At 58.6% G+C, this 16,128-nt stretch carries 11 protein-coding genes, 1 tRNA gene and 1 riboswitch; of the genes, 5 read left to right on the top strand and 7 right to left on the bottom strand.

Annotation, left to right across the window (positions count from 1 at the left end):
• The first annotated feature begins 182 nt into the window (after positions 1 to 182).
• The gene (locus D3791_RS11285; protein ID WP_022874772.1) at positions 183 to 1,412 is read left to right on the top strand and encodes an ROK family transcriptional regulator; all 1,230 of its coding nucleotides are present in this window, start codon (positions 183 to 185) and stop codon (positions 1,410 to 1,412) included.
• 138 nt (positions 1,413 to 1,550) lie between these two features.
• Here D3791_RS11285 and D3791_RS11290 read toward each other — a convergent pair.
• Both D3791_RS11290 and D3791_RS11295 read right to left on the bottom strand, forming a co-directional pair.
• Positions 1,551 to 1,624 (bottom strand) — tRNA-Arg (locus D3791_RS11290).
• Between the two features lie 65 nt (positions 1,625 to 1,689).
• A complete protein-coding gene (locus D3791_RS11295; RefSeq protein ID WP_172512241.1) occupies positions 1,690 to 2,352 on the bottom strand; it encodes a hypothetical protein in 663 nt (220 codons plus the stop codon).
• An 84-nt stretch (positions 2,353 to 2,436) separates the two neighbouring features.
• Here D3791_RS11295 and pcrA point away from each other — a divergent pair, with 84 nt between their 5' ends.
• The 3 genes from pcrA (at position 2,437) to sucD (ending at position 7,145) form a co-directional block, all read left to right on the top strand.
• The gene (pcrA, locus tag D3791_RS11300; protein WP_172512242.1) at positions 2,437 to 4,812 is read left to right on the top strand and encodes a DNA helicase PcrA; all 2,376 of its coding nucleotides are present in this window, start codon (positions 2,437 to 2,439) and stop codon (positions 4,810 to 4,812) included.
• A gap of 241 nt (positions 4,813 to 5,053) precedes the next feature.
• On the top strand, positions 5,054 to 6,226 hold the full coding sequence (gene sucC / locus D3791_RS11305) for an ADP-forming succinate--CoA ligase subunit beta (protein ID WP_172512243.1): 1,173 nt from the start codon (positions 5,054 to 5,056) through the stop codon (positions 6,224 to 6,226).
• A 16-nt stretch (positions 6,227 to 6,242) separates the two neighbouring features.
• The gene (sucD, locus tag D3791_RS11310) at positions 6,243 to 7,145 is read left to right on the top strand and encodes a succinate--CoA ligase subunit alpha (RefSeq protein WP_022874776.1); all 903 of its coding nucleotides are present in this window, start codon (positions 6,243 to 6,245) and stop codon (positions 7,143 to 7,145) included.
• 204 nt (positions 7,146 to 7,349) lie between these two features.
• On the opposite strand, the gene D3791_RS11315 is transcribed toward sucD, so the two are convergent.
• From D3791_RS11315 to D3791_RS11325, 3 genes are all read right to left on the bottom strand, one after another.
• On the bottom strand, positions 7,350 to 8,900 hold the full coding sequence (locus D3791_RS11315; RefSeq protein ID WP_172512244.1) for an MFS transporter: 1,551 nt from the start codon (positions 8,898 to 8,900) through the stop codon (positions 7,350 to 7,352).
• 568 nt (positions 8,901 to 9,468) lie between these two features.
• Positions 9,469 to 9,753 carry a hypothetical protein gene (locus D3791_RS11320; protein ID WP_028268446.1) on the bottom strand — a complete coding sequence of 95 codons (285 nt, stop codon included), beginning with the start codon at positions 9,751 to 9,753 and terminating at the stop codon, positions 9,469 to 9,471.
• Positions 9,754 to 9,915: 162 nt separating this feature from the next.
• A complete protein-coding gene (locus D3791_RS11325; protein ID WP_172512245.1) occupies positions 9,916 to 13,263 on the bottom strand; it encodes a DEAD/DEAH box helicase in 3,348 nt (1,115 codons plus the stop codon).
• Between the two features lie 86 nt (positions 13,264 to 13,349).
• Between D3791_RS11325 and D3791_RS11330 the strand changes: the two genes are divergently transcribed.
• Positions 13,350 to 14,528 carry an LOG family protein gene (locus D3791_RS11330; RefSeq protein ID WP_172512246.1) on the top strand — a complete coding sequence of 393 codons (1,179 nt, stop codon included), beginning with the start codon at positions 13,350 to 13,352 and terminating at the stop codon, positions 14,526 to 14,528.
• Between the two features lie 14 nt (positions 14,529 to 14,542).
• Here the strand turns inward: D3791_RS11330 and D3791_RS11335 are convergent, their stop codons facing one another.
• Entirely contained in the window at positions 14,543 to 15,646 is a 1,104-nt protein-coding gene (locus tag D3791_RS11335) for a VIT1/CCC1 transporter family protein (RefSeq protein WP_022874781.1), read from the bottom strand.
• A 55-nt stretch (positions 15,647 to 15,701) separates the two neighbouring features.
• Positions 15,702 to 15,968 carry a hypothetical protein gene (locus tag D3791_RS11340; RefSeq protein WP_172512247.1) on the bottom strand — a complete coding sequence of 89 codons (267 nt, stop codon included), beginning with the start codon at positions 15,966 to 15,968 and terminating at the stop codon, positions 15,702 to 15,704.
• Positions 15,969 to 15,981: 13 nt separating this feature from the next.
• Positions 15,982 to 16,094: riboswitch (SAM riboswitch) on the bottom strand.
• Between the last annotated feature and the right edge of the window lie 34 nt (positions 16,095 to 16,128).

The raw sequence follows: 16,128 nt of genomic DNA on the forward strand, positions 1-16,128 counted from the left end.
ACACAATATCGCGTGTATCCATACGTTATAGGTGGTAACGTGCTTAATTGGATCTCCAACGTTTTTAGTTGTAGCTCGTGAGTGGTCGCCTACTCGCAGTATTCAGACCACAGGCTCATGACTGCCAAAAATTTTGGAACAGGAAGATCGATCCATCTAATTTACGGAACAATGGAGCAATAATGCGACGGGGTACAAATCTAGGCCGTTTGGGAGACTTCAACCAAGCTGTCATTCTCGAGTCGATTCGACGCGCGCCTGAGGGCATCAGCCGTGTAGAACTAGCCGGATCGACCGGTCTGTCGCCACAGACCATCTCAAACGTCGTTCGACGCCTGCTGGACGACGGCATCGTTCGAGAAGACCGCACAATTGTCTCCGGCCCAGGTAAGCCTCGCACCGTCTTGGAGCTTGAAGGCAACCGTTTGGTCTCCATTGGCATCCACCTTGACCCCAGTGTACTGAGCTTCGTCGCGATGAACCTTCGCGGCGAAGTGTTGCGCGAGCGTCGCATCGAAGTTCCTAACCTGGAAGTTGCAGCTGAGACGATTCAGCTCATGGCAACCACGGTGAAGGAACTCATCGCTGAAATCCGAATTCCGAAGAAGCACATCGTCGGCGTCGGCATTGCGGTGCCGGGCCCAGTGAACGTCGAAGACGGCGTTGTCCTCAACCCGCCACTGCTCGATGGCTGGGCAGATGTGGAATTGGTTAATCCTCTGCGCAAGCTCTTGCGCCTGCAGGTCATTATCGAAAAGGACACCATTGCCTCGGCAGTGGGCGAGTTGTGGCAGTCCAAGGAAGAGAAGAACAACGACTTCGTCTTCATCTACTGCGGACACGGCTTCGGAGCAGGCCTTGTCCTGAACAACGATGTCCACCATGGCGCCAGCAACAACGCCGGCGAAATCGGACACTACTCCACCGGCCACAAGTCGTTCACTTGCGAAGAATGCGGCGCCGATGACTGCCTTGCAGCTGGCACCTCATACGAATACATTTCGAACCAGGCCAAGGAACGCGGACTGGAACTGCCAACCTACGAAATCGTTGGTCCAGAGCAGCGCGCTGAAGGCATGAACCGCCTGTACGAGCTGGCACACGAAGGCAACCAGGTCGCCAAGGAATTGGTCACCGAAACCATGATCATGGTCGCCGAAGTTGCTGGTCAGCTGGCCAACTCGCTCGACGTTCGCGAAGTTGTCTTCGGCGGACCGCAGTGGGACAAGGTCCGCGAATTGGTGGAGGACGAAGTCCGCGAAGCAACCGAGCGTCGCTTCGCTCTGCGCGGTGTGCACGAAATTGAAACCCGCACTTCCGAACTACGCTCCAATGTCGGCGCCATCGGTGGCGCATGCGTAGTCATGGACGCTTCACTGTCGCCAAAGGCAACCGCACTGCTGCTTCGCTAAATCGCTTAGCCAAGCCAAATAAGGGTACGTTCCTCGTGGACGTGCCCTTATTTGCTGCCATCAGCATGATGCGACAAAGCATGGAGATAACAAAAGAGCTTTGCTTCCAGATAAATTCTGGGAGCAAAGCTCTGATTGTGCCCCTGGCCGGAATCGAACCGACGGCCTACCCTTTAGGAGAGGGTCGCTCTATCCTACTGAGCTACAGAGGCATGGGCGTGAAAACACCAACAACACTATCCTACAAGGATGCTGTGGGTAAATTTCACGTGGCGACCTAGTCAGTTCCCTCGCGGATGGCCAGCAACTTGCGCTTGAACCCGCGATTCGCACGGACGACTCCAAGCCCAAAAACAAGCCCAGCAGTGATAATCAGCAACGCCCAGCGGATGGTCGTCAAAATGGAGGCGAGAAGCACTGCACCAGTACTGAGGTCATGGCTAAACAGGGCGTCGATGGCAAAATTTTCCCAAATATCGACAACGGCGAAGCCGATGGGAGCCATCCACGCTAGCCAACGCGTCTGGCGATTGGGAATCCACCGGATGAATAGCAGCATCGAGAAAACTGCTGTGAACATGGGGAAGAGGAAGCCCGCGGTCTTATGCAGGTAATTCAGCTGTCCTACTGCATCAGCATCCATTGCAGTGCGCAGCGCCTGGATATCGCCCATGGTGTAACCGAAAACGCGCTGGTCCGGCATTGTCAATGAATCGCTCAAGTCCTTCATCTGGACCATGGTGAGCAAGTGGTAGTAGGCGAAGAGCGCCAAGCAGACAACCAAACCGACCGAGATGAGAAGCATGGGGTTTGATTTGTTTTCTTGAGAGCCAGGCTTAATTGTGGGGCGTGCTGCGCTAGCCTCCGCTGAAGCCGGCTCCTGCTCCCTGAATTGACTCGGCTTACGATACTCTTTAGTTTTTTTGACCTGCTTTGCCATACTCTCCATTATGCCCGTGCTGCGGCCGGTACTTTTCTACAGGCACTGAAAAGTGTCCGCAGCGCCACGTAGACTGGCTACATCATGGATTTTCTTTTTGATGATTTTGCTACCGACACCACTCCGCAGGTTATGCCCAGTGCAGAGGACTTGCTGCTGGGCATGAACCCGCAGCAGGAAGAAGCCGTCCGCTATGCCGGCGGTCCGTTGCTGATTGTGGCCGGCGCGGGATCCGGAAAGACCCGTGTCCTTACGCACCGCATTGCCTACCTGCTGGCCACCGGTCGTGCACGGCCCCATGAGATTCTTGCTATTACCTTCACCAATAAGGCCGCAGCGGAAATGCGCGAGCGTGCATCCGAGCTCATCGGTGAAGAACAAGCTAAAAAAATGTGGATCTCCACTTTCCACTCCTCTTGCGTGCGCATTCTGCGTCGCGAAGCGGCGACGATAGGCCTGAAGTCCAACTTCTCCATCTATGATTCGACCGATTCCCTTCGGCTGATCACCCTGGTGGCCAAGTCCCTGGAGATCGACCCGAAGCGCTTTACTCCCAAGGCCATAGCGCACAAGATTTCTTCGTTGAAGAACGAACTCATCGACGATGAAGACTATGCTGCGACCATCAATACCAACGACCCGTTTTCACGCGCCGTTGCCGAGGTCTACCGGGGATACACCCGGCGGATGCGTTCGGCCAATGCGCTGGACTTCGACGATCTCATCGGCCAGGTCGTCTACATGTTCCGGGCATTCCCACGGGTTGCAGATAGCTACCGCCGCCGATTCCGCCACGTGCTGATCGACGAATACCAGGATACGAACCACGCACAGTACTCGCTGATCCGCGAGCTGACCGGGACCGAGGGGGAGACCACCCCGGGCGAACTGACGGTTGTGGGTGACTCGGACCAGTCGATCTATGCTTTCCGTGGCGCCGATATCCGCAACATCATCGAATTCGAAAAGGACTACCCGAACGCGGCGACGATCAAGCTGGAGCAGAACTACCGCTCCACGCAGACGATCTTGTCTGCTGCCAACGAAGTTATCAAGCGCAATCCGGACCGCAACGACAAGCGGTTGTGGACCGCTAGCGGCGATGGCGAACTGATCACCGGGTACGTCGGTGAATCCGAATCCGACGAAGCGCGGTGGATCGCCGAGGAGATCCTGCGGCTCAATGACGAGAACGATGTCCGGCCTGGCGATGTAGCGATTTTCTACCGCACCAATGCCCAGTCCCGCGCGCTGGAAGAGCAACTGATGCGCGTTGACCTCAAGTACCGTGTTGTGGGCGGTACCCGGTTCTACGATCGCAAGGAAATCAAGGACGCCTTGGCCTACCTGCGTGTTCTCGTGAATCCCGAAGACGACATCAACGTACGTCGAATCCTCAACGAACCCAAGCGCGGGATCGGCGACCGTGCCGAGGGCGCAGTCGCGGCGCTGGCGGACCGAGAACGCATTTCCTTCATGGAAGCCCTGCGCCGTTCGGACGAGGCTCCTGGCCTCGGTACCCGTGGCATCAAGATGACCGCCGCCTTTGTATCGCTGATCGACGACCTGCAGACCGTCGCAGAAGGTTCCGGCCCGGCCGAGGCGCTGGAAGCGGTGCTGGAGCAAACCGGATATCTGGAGAACCTGCGCCTCTCCACCGACCCGCAGGATGAATCCCGTGTCGAGAACCTGGCCGAATTGGTCGCAGTGGTTCGCGACTTCGTCAACGAGGATCCTGAAAGCGGGCTCGCCGGCTTCTTGGAGCGGGTGGCCTTGGTGGCTGATGCTGATCAGATCCCTGAGGCTCCGAGCGATGATGAAGGCGCAGCCATGGCCGCGCAGGAAGGCATGGTCACATTGATGACCCTGCATACCGCCAAGGGCTTGGAATTCCCCGTCGTCTTCCTCACCGGCATGGAACATGGTGTTTTCCCGCATCAGCGTTCGATGACCGATGAGAAGGAACTGGCTGAGGAACGCCGTCTGGCCTATGTGGGCCTAACCCGCGCCCGGGAACGCCTGTATCTGACGCGCGCCGAACAGCGCAGCCTCTGGGGCCAAGCCCAGTACAACCCGGCCAGCCAGTTCTTGGAAGAGATTCCTGGCCAGCTCATTGACTGGAAGCGCGAAGGATCGGGTTCGATGGGCTTCGGCTTCGGTAACTCAGCGGTGAATTTCGCCACGAGCAGATATGAGCGCGGAAGCCATTGGGGTGCCGGCACTTCAAGCAGTGCGCCTCAGCGCGGGCACAATGCCGCTCCGGTTTCCAAACAACGTGTGGTGCAAAACAAGGACATCACCATCCCGGAGGTCGGGCAATCGGTCAAGCATTCCGCCTTTGGCTTGGGAACTGTTATTGCTTTGGAAGGCGCGGGGGACAAGACCGTGGCCAAGGTGCAGTTCCCGGATTCCGAAAAGCGGCTGCTGCTGCGATATGCGCCCCTTGAAATCGTCGAATAGTCAACCGAAAGGTCGAGTTTTCTTCGTCACATTTACTTGGTTCTTGGCGTAATTCCGCAGTTTCTCTACGTGTTGTAAAAGTGGGAACTTTGCGAAAGTCGGGATAGTCTGAGAGGTGCGCACGGGCTACGGCGCCTTATGACGTCCGTTTGTTGCGGTGCGCTCTCTTAGGTATGGCATGGATTTCGGTCTGTGGCCATGCCGCGAGTCAGCATGAACTTCGAACGAAGGACACAAACCCGTGGACCTGTATGAGTACCAGGCGCGCGATCTATTCGAGGCACACGGCGTTCCCGTGCTTGCCGGTATCGTCGCTTACACCCCGGAAGAAGCCAAGGCCGCAGCTGAGAAGATCGGCGGCGTTGTAGTAGTAAAGGCACAGGTCAAGGTCGGTGGCCGTGGCAAGGCTGGCGGCGTTAAGGTCGCTAAGACTGCCGATGAGGCTTTCGAGCACGCATCCGCCATTCTCGGTATGGACATCAAGGGCCACACCGTTAACAAGGTCATGATCGCCCAGGGCGCCGACATTGCCGAGGAGTTCTACTTCTCGGTACTGCTGGACCGCGCAAACCGCAACTACCTTGCAATGTGCTCGGTTGAAGGCGGCATGGAGATCGAGGTGCTCGCAGTTGAGCGCCCAGAGGCTTTGGCCAAGGTCGCAGTGGACCCAATCGTCGGCATCGACGCCGCGAAGGCCGCAGAAATCGTTGAGGCAGCTAACTTCCCAGAAGAACTGCGTACCAAGGTTGCCGAAACCATCCAGAAGCTCTGGGTTGTTTTCAAGGAAGAAGACGCAACCCTCGTTGAGGTCAACCCACTGGTGAAGACCGGCGCCGGCGACATCGTCGCACTTGACGGCAAGGTCTCCCTGGATGACAACGCTTCTGAGGTTCGCCACCCAGCTCACGAAGAGCTGGAAGACAAGGGCGCAGCCGATCCGCTGGAAGCCAAGGCAAAGGCCGCTGGCCTGAACTACGTGAAGCTGGACGGCGAAGTAGGCATCATCGGTAACGGTGCTGGCCTGGTTATGTCCACCCTGGACGTCGTTGCTTACGCTGGCGAGAACCACGGTTCGGTCAAGCCAGCTAACTTCCTTGACATCGGTGGTGGAGCTTCGGCTGAGGTCATGGCTAACGGCCTTGACGTCATCCTGAACGACCCACAGGTCAAGTCGGTCTTCGTCAACGTCTTCGGTGGCATCACCGCATGTGACGCTGTCGCAAACGGCATCGTCGGCGCGCTGAACACCCTGGGTGACGCAGCGAACAAGCCACTGGTTGTCCGCCTGGACGGCAACAACGTTGAAGAGGGTCGTGCCATCTTGGCCCAGGCCAACCACCCGTTGGTCACCCTGGCAGCAACCATGGATGAGGGCGCCGACAAGGCCGCCGAGCTCGCCAACGCAGCGAAGTAAGAGGGATAAGCGAACAATGAGCATTTACCTGAACAAGGACTCCAAGGTCATCGTCCAGGGCATCACCGGCGGCGAAGGCACCAAGCACACCGCCCTGATGCTCAAGGCTGGCACCAACATTGTTGGCGGCGTCAACGCCCGCAAGGCTGGCACCACCGTCACCCACGGCGACCAGGACATCAAGGTCTACGGCACCGTGGCTGAGGCCAAGGCCGAGACCGGCGCCGACGTATCGATCGTCTTCGTGCCACCAAAGTTCACCAAGGACGCAGTTGTTGAGGCTATCGAGGCTGAAATCGGCCTCGTCGTAGTCATCACCGAAGGTGTTCCAGTACAGGACTCCGCTGAGTTCTGGGCTCTGGCACAGTCGAAGGTTGACGCCGACGGCAACCAGATCACCCGCATCATCGGCCCTAACTGCCCAGGCATCATCACCCCAGGTGAAGCGCTGGTTGGCATCACCCCGAACAACATCACCGGCAAGGGCCCAATCGGCTTGGTTTCCAAGTCCGGCACCCTGACCTACCAGATGATGTACGAACTGCGCGATCTGGGCTTCTCGACCGCAATCGGCATCGGCGGTGACCCAGTCATCGGCACCACCCACATCGACGCACTGGCTGCTTTCGAAGCTGACCCAGAGACCAAGGCCATCGTCATGATCGGTGAGATCGGTGGCGACGCTGAAGAGCGCGCAGCTGATTACATCAAGGCCAACGTCACCAAGCCAGTTGTTGGCTACGTAGCTGGCTTCACCGCTCCTGAGGGCAAGACCATGGGCCACGCAGGCGCCATCGTTTCCGGCTCGGCTGGCACCGCCCAGGCCAAGAAGGAAGCACTGGAAGCTGCTGGCGTGAAGGTCGGCAAGACTCCTTCGGAGACTGCTGTACTGCTGCGCGAAGTTTTCGCAGCTCTCTAAGCTAACGCTGAGCTAAAGTCATGCCCCGGATCTTCGGAACCGGGGCATGACTTTTTCTACCTCCTCAACGACCGCCAGCGCTTGGCAGAGCGAAGCAAAGGGGAAGGCTGCCTATCGGCAGCCTTCCCCTTTGGTATTCAGTTAGCGACGCTCAGAGCCATTGCGGACGGACCCGGTGTGGATGTGATGAGCGGCGGATCAGCCTTACGGCTGCGGGGTCATGTCCTTTCCAGTCTTACCCTGATCCGCAATCTCCTGCTGGTAGCTTTCTTCCAGCGCCGGAACCTGTTCGAAGAGCTCTTCAACGTCAAGGTCAGGATTCGCTTCCTGGGTCTTGACCAGTTCAATGGCTTCTTCCTCGGTGGCAACTGAAGGCAACGAGCCTGGCAACGGCTTGCGAGCGGATTCCTTCAGGAAGCACACCGCGATGAAGCCGGCTACCGAAGTACCCATCACCCAGAATGCTGGAGCCAGCGACGATGACGTCATGGTGACCAGGGCCTGCATGATGAACGGTGCGAAACCACCGAAGATCGCCACAGCGAAGTTGTAGGAAATGCCCATGCCACCGTAGCGCGAAGCGGTCGGGAACAGCGCTGGCAGCGACGAGGCCAGGTTAGCCACGTAGAAGGTCACTGGGAAGGCCAGCAGAGCCAGGCCAACCAGCGTGGACCAGACGGCGCCATGCATCATGAACAAGAATGCAGGGATGGCCAAGACGATTGCGGAAACCGAACCGATGAACAACACCTTGCGGCGTCCGATGGTATCGGAGAGCTTGCCGCCCAGAGGGATGCACAAAGACATGCCTACGAGGATTGGCAGGGTCAGCAAATTGCCGTGGACCGGGTCGTAATGAAGGGTTTCGGTCAGGTATGTCGGCATGTAGCTGGTCAAAGCGTAGCCAGCGGTGTTGGCCGCCGAAACCAGAACGAAGCCGGTCAGCAGCTCGCGCCAGTAGGACTTGACCAATGCGATGACGCCCTTAGGTGCATCAGGCGAATTCTTGGCATCCTCGCTGGCGCGGCTGGCTGCTTCCTGGGCCTCCTTGAACGCTGGAGTGTCCTCGATCTTGGAACGGAACCACAAGGCGATAACACCAAGCGGAAGCGCCACCAGGAACGGAATACGCCAGGCGAATCCTTCCATGACGTCTTCGGTCAAGGTCAGCTGCAGGATCGATACAAACGCTGCACCTACCGCGAAGCCCATGTAGGAACCGAGGTCCAGCAGGGAGGCGTAAAAACCGCGTCGCTTATCGGGTGCGTACTCGGTAATGAACGTAGTAGCACCGGCGTACTCACCGCCGGTAGAGAACCCCTGAACCAGTTTCAAAACGACGAGCAGAATTGGTGCTGCTACGCCCCATACCGAGTAATCCGGAAGGATACCAATGCCAAAGGTTGCCAGAGCCATCATCAGCAAGGTGAAGACCAGGATCTTCTGGCGGCCAACGCGGTCGCCGAGCTGGCCAAGGATCACGCCACCCATAGGGCGCGCAACGAAGGTCACGGCAAAGACGCCGAGACTGAACAAAGTCTGAATTGCAGGGTCGACGGTGTCCGGCATGAACAGCTTGCCGATGATGACTGCAAGGTAGCCGTAGACACCAACGTCGTACCATTCCATGAGGTTGCCGACGACAGTTCCGCCGATGGCCTTCTTCAGCATTGAGTCGTCAACGACGTTGACGTCTTCTACTTTCAGGCGGCGTTTTCTAAAGAACCGTTGTTTACGTGGATTTGCTGCTTCCATAGTTTCACTCCTCGTATCTTTCTTGATCTTGTCGTGGAACCGACGTCCTCCCTGCCATGACAAAGGAGCCAAAAATTACTCTCTGAAGTCATATACGGACGCCGGGCGACTCATCGAAATCGATAGATTCCTACTCGAAAAACCGCCTAAAAACGGGCTTCGAGCGATGAAACGCTTGAGCGGATAGTTATCAACTCTACCAAAAAACCGATTATTTCCCCTAAGTGGGGCGTGTCCCACGTCTCATACCAGTGGCCTTGAGATGCCTTTTCCACGCGAGGCCAACCGGCTGAAACCGTTGTAGACAATAGGCATCGAGAAGAGTTGAATGTGAAAGCTGTGTGCGGAAGCTTGGCGCCAAAAATGTGGCGAAGGCCTCTGAACGACACGGCGGGGAAACCGTGGAAAACTAAAAAATCTGCTCGTCACAGAGCTATATTGTGAGCATTTTTCATTGCTGGGCACGTGCGTTTTGTCGAACATGTTGCACCGGCTGTTGAGTTGAGGCGGACGAGACAATGCCCCAAGGGTGCCGGTGTGGCATCTTGGGGCATATTGTGGAGGATTGTCAGCCTCGTAGGCCGACAGTCGCTTCAGCATCGATCCGCAGGAATGAGGAACCGATGACGGCAAAAGCGCCGGGGATCAGAAGCATCCTGTGCTTGGGGTTGTAAAAAATCTCTTCGAGTGGAGATGCGAGTACCCGACTGACTTTCTCCAGCAGGCGATCGTTTTCCAAGGACAGGCGCTGTTGTCCAGTTTCGATGACCACACGATCTTTTTCGGTACTTACCGATGCACGCATCCACTCGTCATCGGGGGTACTGATAGTCTCCGACTTAATCAGGGACACGGTTATTACCGCCTTTATCGTTCGTTTCGCCCTAGCGAGGATCCGCTCAGGCCAGTGACCGATGGGCGCACTATGTGTGGTTTAGTGCATACCAACTGACATATTGAATATATCTCGTCTGGCCAGCAGCCGCCTCTTATTCCCAGAGAATTAATCAACCTGTTACTCGAGCAGTCCTCTGATGTCTTGTGCGGTGAGCGCCTTAGAGAACCCATCGGCTTCGTCCATAACGGTAGAGATCAACTTGCGCTTGCTTTCCTGCAACGCAACGACCTTCTCCTCGATGGTGCCCTGGGAGATCATCCGGTAGACCATCACCTGACGAGTCTGGCCGATACGGTGCGTGCGGTCAATAGCCTGGGCTTCGACCGCAGGATTCCACCAGGGATCCAAAAGGAAGCAATAGTCCGCTTCGGTCAGGTTCAACCCGAAGCCACCGGCCTTCAAGGAGATCAAGAACAGCGGCGCTTCGCCTTCCTTGAACTGCTCGATGACCTTGGAGCGATTTCGCGTATTTCCATCGAGATACACAAAATTCACGCCTCGTTCGGTGAGCTTGTCAGCCAAGACCTTCAGATAAGAAGTGAACTGGCTGAAGACCAATGCGCGGTGGCCTTCGCCCAGAACATCGTCCAGCTGATCAAACAGTGCTTCCAGCTTGGAACCCGGGACATCCGAGAGTTCAGGGTCAACCAATGAAGGTTCCAGCGCAAGCATGCGCAAGTGCGTCAGCGACTGGAAAATGGTGAAGCGGTTGCGGTCAAGGTCCTCCACCAGGTGCAGGATCTTCTGGCGCTCGCGGTTCAGATGCGTGTCGTACACATGCTGATGCTCGTCCGAGAGGCGAACCAGCAATTGCTGTTCCTGCTTTGGCGGCAGATCGAGGACCACCGATTCCTTGGTGCGACGCAACATGAATGGCTTGATGCGGCGCTGAAGCAAAGCCAAGGTGTCCTTGTCACCGAGCACTTCAATAGGCCGGGCGAACTGGCGGTTGAAGCGGCTCGTATTCAGGAAGAGCGCCGGCGCCACCAGAGACAGCAAGGCGCCGAGCTCGGACAAATTGTTCTCCATGGGAGTACCGGTCACCGCTAACTTGAAGTTGGTCTGCAGGTTCACTGCGGTGCGGTGGGCCTTGGTGGAACGGTTCTTCACGAACTGGGCCTCATCGAGGATCAGGCCTGCAAAGCGCTGGGCCTCATAAATCTCGTCATTCAGGCGCAGCAGCGTGTAGGTGGTGAGGATGACGTCGTAGTTCTCGGCCAACTCGCTGAGCTGCCGTGGCGAATTCAGCGTTCCCTCGATGCTGGTCACGCGCAGGCTCGGGGCAAACCGCTTCACTTCGGTCTCCCAGTTCGAGACAACCGAGCTTGGCGCAACAACCAGGAACGGGGCAGGAGTCTGCTGGGCCGCTGGCAGCTTGGCGCACGCCTCGCTGTCACTCCACAGCCCATGGGCATGAAGGATCAAGGCAATGGTCTGCAGGGTCTTGCCAAGGCCCATGTCGTCGGCCAGGATTCCGCCGAAGCCGCCTTCATACAAGCGGCTCAGCCAGCGGAAGCCTTCGACCTGGTACGGGCGCAATTGCGCGTTCAAGGTCTCCGGGACGCTGGCTTGCTCGCCCTCGGCTACCTTCAGAAGCGAGCGCATGCGAGCGATGAACAAATCGGCGCCGTCGATGCCTTCGGCGAGTTCATCAAGCTCTTCAAAGATGGAAATCTGGAAAACGGTGAGTTTCAGGTCGCCGTCTTTGGGCTTGTCGTTGAGTGCCTGCGCCTCGTCCACGAGGGCTTTGAGCTTCGCGAAGAGCGGCTGGTCCAGGGAGAACCAGGTATTGTCCGGCAGCTTGATCTTCATCGCGCCATTGCTCATGGCCTCGACGATCTGCGAAAAAGTAACCTCGTGGTCGCCCACGGTGATCAGCAATCCCAGATCCAGCCAGTCGGTGCGTTCGTGGTTCACCGCGTTGATCTTCAGCTGTGGAAGTTCGCGCAGCTGGCGGAATACCGGCCTGGTGCCCTTTTCATTGAGCTTCACCACAGGCAGGCTCTCGATGGCCGGCAAGATTTCGGAGACGAAGGTGATCACGCTTTCGCCGGAGTAGAACTTCGGGGAAAGATCAGGGTTCCCTGTACCGGTGGTTTGCTCGAAGACCTCGTTGATCGCGGCGCGCAGCTGCTCTTCGGCCTCGAAATCGTAGACTTCGTGCTGGTCCGGAACCCCTGGGTAGCGAACCTGGAATTCCAGGGTAGCCGAGTCGTTGGGCTCGCTCTTGTCATTCAGATCCCGCTTGTAGGTGGCTGTGGCCTGGACATAGGGAGGCTTGAGGTCGGGGAGCACCAACTCGTCGCTGGCGCTGCGAAGATCAAAACGGCGCGCCAAACGCGGGTAGGTCGATTCGAAGAAGCTGTCGATTTCCGCAACCGGGACGGTGACCGGACGCCGGTCGACGTACCAGCGGCGATGTGCCTCGGCGACCGGTTCCTGGCTCGGAGCCAACCAGATCTCATCCGGCTGGCCCAGCTGGGCGTAGAAGCCATGATCGGCGATGACGCCGCTGGGGGATTCGGAATCGAGGCTCAGGTCCTGGCCGTCGATATGCAGGATGCCGCCCAGTTGCATCTGCTGGTCGTCGAGCGTTGCCTGCATGCTGAAACTGGCCGGCTCCACGATGCGGATGCGCTGCTCGGAGCGGGTGGAAATGAGCGCGATGCCCAGTTCTTGGGCCTGCTGGAGCAGCGGCCAGAGGAGGTCCGAGGCGTACTCATCCATGAAGAGCCAGTCTTCGTCGACCTTGAACTGCAGCTGGGTATCGCTGCGGGCCATGGAGGCAAAGCGGGTGAACCAGTGGTGCTGGGAACGCAGCAGGTTCCACCCATAGGTCTTGAAGCCCAAAGTGGTCCAGCGCAATTGCCCGCGCACCCAGCGGCCCTCGGAATTGCGGACCATCGGGCGCACACCCAAACGGAAGCGCTTATTGCGGGTGGGGTGCGGGATGGTTCCGGTGGGCATCCACTGCTGCTGCTGGGTGGTGTTCTTCGCATCGAAGAGCATGAACTGCAGGCCCATGGCAACCACAGGGTCGTGCTGGGAACCGAGAAGCCCATCAGCCGGGCCAGGCTCAGAAGGTTCAAACCACGCGTCGATCTGCTGTGCCCACGCGGCCGAGTTCTTTTCTTCCGGCACAACTACCAGGCGCGGCAAAGAGGCGATCTTGTTCGAGACAATGGCCAACGCGGCAATGTGCGCGCAGATGCCTGGCTTCTCGCAAGTGCACTCGCAGAGTTCGATTTTCCAGTCGTTGCCCTCTTGCTGGACCTGGATCATCGGCGAGAATTCTTCGTCGTTGGCACGAACGGTGCCTTCGATTTGCCGAGTGGATTCATCAAATTCCACGTCAACCACGGAATTTTCTTGTGCCGCGATGTTCTTTCCGTAGAAGAACGGGACGTCGCCGAGATAACGCAGCAAGTGGCGGGCGTCGATGGTTGGTGGAACAGAATCACTCATCCTCTCATCGTTTCACGTTCCGGCCCGTGGTGAAAGTTGAAGGGCCGGTCTGTGAATAATCACTATCTATGACGTAGCGTTGACGCATGTCGCATATCTGGCCCTATTTACCGGCACGGGCAGTGAATATCACCTCGCTGATCGAGTTCGATCGCTTGGCTTCCGAGGCGTTGGCCGCAACTTCTGCCCGGGGCTTGGGCTGGCGGGTGCATCGCGTCGATCTGCGCGAGCGCGATTGTGTCCTGCGGTCCCTGGATCTATCCGAGGCGATCTTCATCGACTGCGAATTCTCCCCGCAGGGCAGGGCCTTGGTACAGGCGACGGGCGGGTTGTGCATGGGCTCCGGCCAGGAGCTTCCCTTCACCACGGGCGAGCGGGGCTTGTATAGCCCAGAGGAACTGTATTCGGGGATCCAGGTAGAAAGCTACGATCAGGTTCCGGACGCGAAGATCTACGCGTACTCGCAGCAGCACACGTCGCCAGCTGTGCGCACCTCCGATGATGCGATGGCAAGGACGCTGCACGATCATCACATCGGGCAGGCCCTCGTCTCGGAAGTGTACGAGGGCGCTTTCAAGGATTCCCCGTTGATCGGGGTGATGGGTGGCCACGCCATGGGGCGCGGGACGCCCGAATACGAACGCACCGTGGAACTCGGGCAACTCATTACGCGGGCCGGTTACGCCGTCGCCACCGGCGGGGGACCGGGAGCCATGGAAGCGGCCAATGCCGGTGCGTGGCTGGCGGACTACGATCCCAAGGACGTCCAGGGGGCCCTGAAGATGCTGGCTGCCGAACCTGATGCCATTCATCAGCGCACCGGGTGGGCCCGCACCGCGCTCGCCGTCAAGGAACGTTTCCCCAGCTCCCGGCAATCCCTGGGTGTGCCCACCTGGTTCTATGGCCATGAGCCGCCGAATCTTTTCGCCACGAGAATCGCGAAGTTCTTCACCAACTCCATCCGGGAAGCAATCCTCCTGGAGCAGTCCAATGGCGGGCTGATCGTCCTGCCCGGGGCCGCCGGAACAGTCCAGGAGATCTTCCAGGATGCCTGCGAAAACTACTACGCCACCGGGGCCAGAGTGGTTCCCATGGTTCTGCTGGGGCGCGAATACTGGACCAAGACCATGCCGGCCTGGCCTCTGCTCAAAGCGCTCGCCGCGCAGCGGGTCATGGAAGACCGGATTGCCCTGGTGGACACGGCCGCCGAGGCGATGGAATTCATCGACTCAATGAGCACCTTGCGCCGGCGCACGCGCTGGTAACGGACATCGGCCGGTCAGGCGACCTGCACGTCGAAAAGCAGGCCCAAGCAATAGGTCACTGCGGCGGCGCCCCAGCCGATGGCCAGCTGGCGCAGGCCGCGCTTGAGCGGCGAAGCGCCTGAGAGCAAGCCGACGATGGCGCCGGTGATCATCAGGGCGATGCCAACCAAGACCACGGAGATGGCGACCGCGGTCAATCCGCCCAGTCCGAAGATGTAGGGCAGGATCGGAATCACGGCGCCGGAAGCGAAAAGGCAGAATGAGGTAGCCGCGGCGCCGGTTGCCGAGCCGAGCTCCTCATGTTCGCTTTCCAATTCCTCCGCGCGTACCTCGGGGTTCAAGGAGAAGGACGGGTTGCAGTCGCAGGTGAACAGTCCCATGCGTTCGGCGACACGGTGCTCGGCATCTTCATCGTTCATGCCGCGGGCCTTGTAGATCAGCACTAGTTCGTTGGAGTCCAGATCGAGGTCGGGCGCAGCGGTCAGCGTGACCTGCGTGGGGCGCGAGGCGGTGAGCAGTTCACGCTGGGAACGCACGGAGACGAACTCGCCGGCGGCCATGGATAGCGCACCTGCCAATAGGCCGGCGATGCCGGAGAAGAGCACGAAGGTCGAGGAAACCCCGGTGGCCCCAATGCCCATGATCAGCGCCAGGTTGGAGACCAAACCGTCGTTGGCGCCAAAAACCGCGGCACGGAAGTTGCCGGAGAGCTGGGCGCGTCCCGCGGTGGCCAGTGCGCGGACTACTTCTTCGTGGACCTGTTCGTCCGCGGCCATCTGCGCGGTCGCGTCCTTGTCGTTGCGGTACGGCGAATTGCTTTCGGAACGTTGCGCCATGGCCAGGACGAAGACCGAGCCGAAGTTGCGTGCCAGGAAACGCAGGATGATGCGGCGCAATGAAGGGCGCACCGGCTTGGCATGTTCGCCGAGCTTGGTTCGCCAGTGTTCTTCGTGGCGGGCTTCGGCTTCGGCCAGTCCCAGCAGGATCTGCTTTTCCTGCCCGGTTTTCTTCTGGGCGAGGGTGCGGTAGATGGCGCCTTCGGCGACTTCATCGGCCAGATACTTTCGCCAGCGCTGGATCTGGGCGCGGGTAGGTTTGGTTGCTGACTGGTTCGACATCACGAAAACAGCTCTCTTGGCAGATCGAATTCCTTGGAGAAATCCGGTGAATAGGTCAGCTACCTACTTTAGTGGCCGGTTCCAGGGTTGGGAATTTGGCAAGGCTAAAAGCAACGGTGCGCCCCTGTGGCCTGCCGGCGGCGGCAACGGACAATCGCAGCTCGCAGGCCTCGGGGATGAAGATCGGGCGGCGCGCGCACCGGGCAAGGAGAAATTCCAGGCGTAGCGGATCGCTGACGTAGCAGATGTGCCATTGGCCGTGGACGGTGAATTGCACTTGGCCGGTCTGGCGGTCGACGATGGGCAGGACGGAATATGCCATGTGATGCGCTCTCGCTGGGTTCTTGCCCGGGCACAACGTGTGAACGGACCGCTTCTTCATCCGAACCACCCATGAATCTGGGGTTGGTGCACGGCAAGTCGGAGCTTGATGCCGTGTCTCGTGAAGCAACACCAGTGATGCTACCCGCCTGTGCTACGCG

This window comes from Glutamicibacter mishrai, assembly GCF_012221945.1.
GTDB lineage: Bacteria > Actinomycetota > Actinomycetes > Actinomycetales > Micrococcaceae > Glutamicibacter > Glutamicibacter mishrai.

Excerpts from the sequence above, each read along its gene's own strand:
- D3791_RS11335 (WP_022874781.1), bottom strand. The coding sequence starts at position 15,646 with ATGTCGAACCAGTCAGCAACCAAACCTACCCGCGCCCAGATCCAGCGC.
- D3791_RS11285 (WP_022874772.1), top strand. The coding sequence starts at position 183 with ATGCGACGGGGTACAAATCTAGGCCGTTTGGGAGACTTCAACCAAGCT.
- D3791_RS11295 (WP_172512241.1), bottom strand. The coding sequence starts at position 2,352 with ATGGCAAAGCAGGTCAAAAAAACTAAAGAGTATCGTAAGCCGAGTCAA.
- D3791_RS11340 (WP_172512247.1), bottom strand. The coding sequence starts at position 15,968 with ATGGCATATTCCGTCCTGCCCATCGTCGACCGCCAGACCGGCCAAGTG.
- pcrA (WP_172512242.1), top strand. The coding sequence starts at position 2,437 with ATGGATTTTCTTTTTGATGATTTTGCTACCGACACCACTCCGCAGGTT.
- D3791_RS11330 (WP_172512246.1), top strand. The coding sequence starts at position 13,350 with ATGTCGCATATCTGGCCCTATTTACCGGCACGGGCAGTGAATATCACC.
- D3791_RS11325 (WP_172512245.1), bottom strand. The coding sequence starts at position 13,263 with ATGAGTGATTCTGTTCCACCAACCATCGACGCCCGCCACTTGCTGCGT.
- D3791_RS11315 (WP_172512244.1), bottom strand. The coding sequence starts at position 8,900 with ATGGAAGCAGCAAATCCACGTAAACAACGGTTCTTTAGAAAACGCCGC.
- sucD (WP_022874776.1), top strand. The coding sequence starts at position 6,243 with ATGAGCATTTACCTGAACAAGGACTCCAAGGTCATCGTCCAGGGCATC.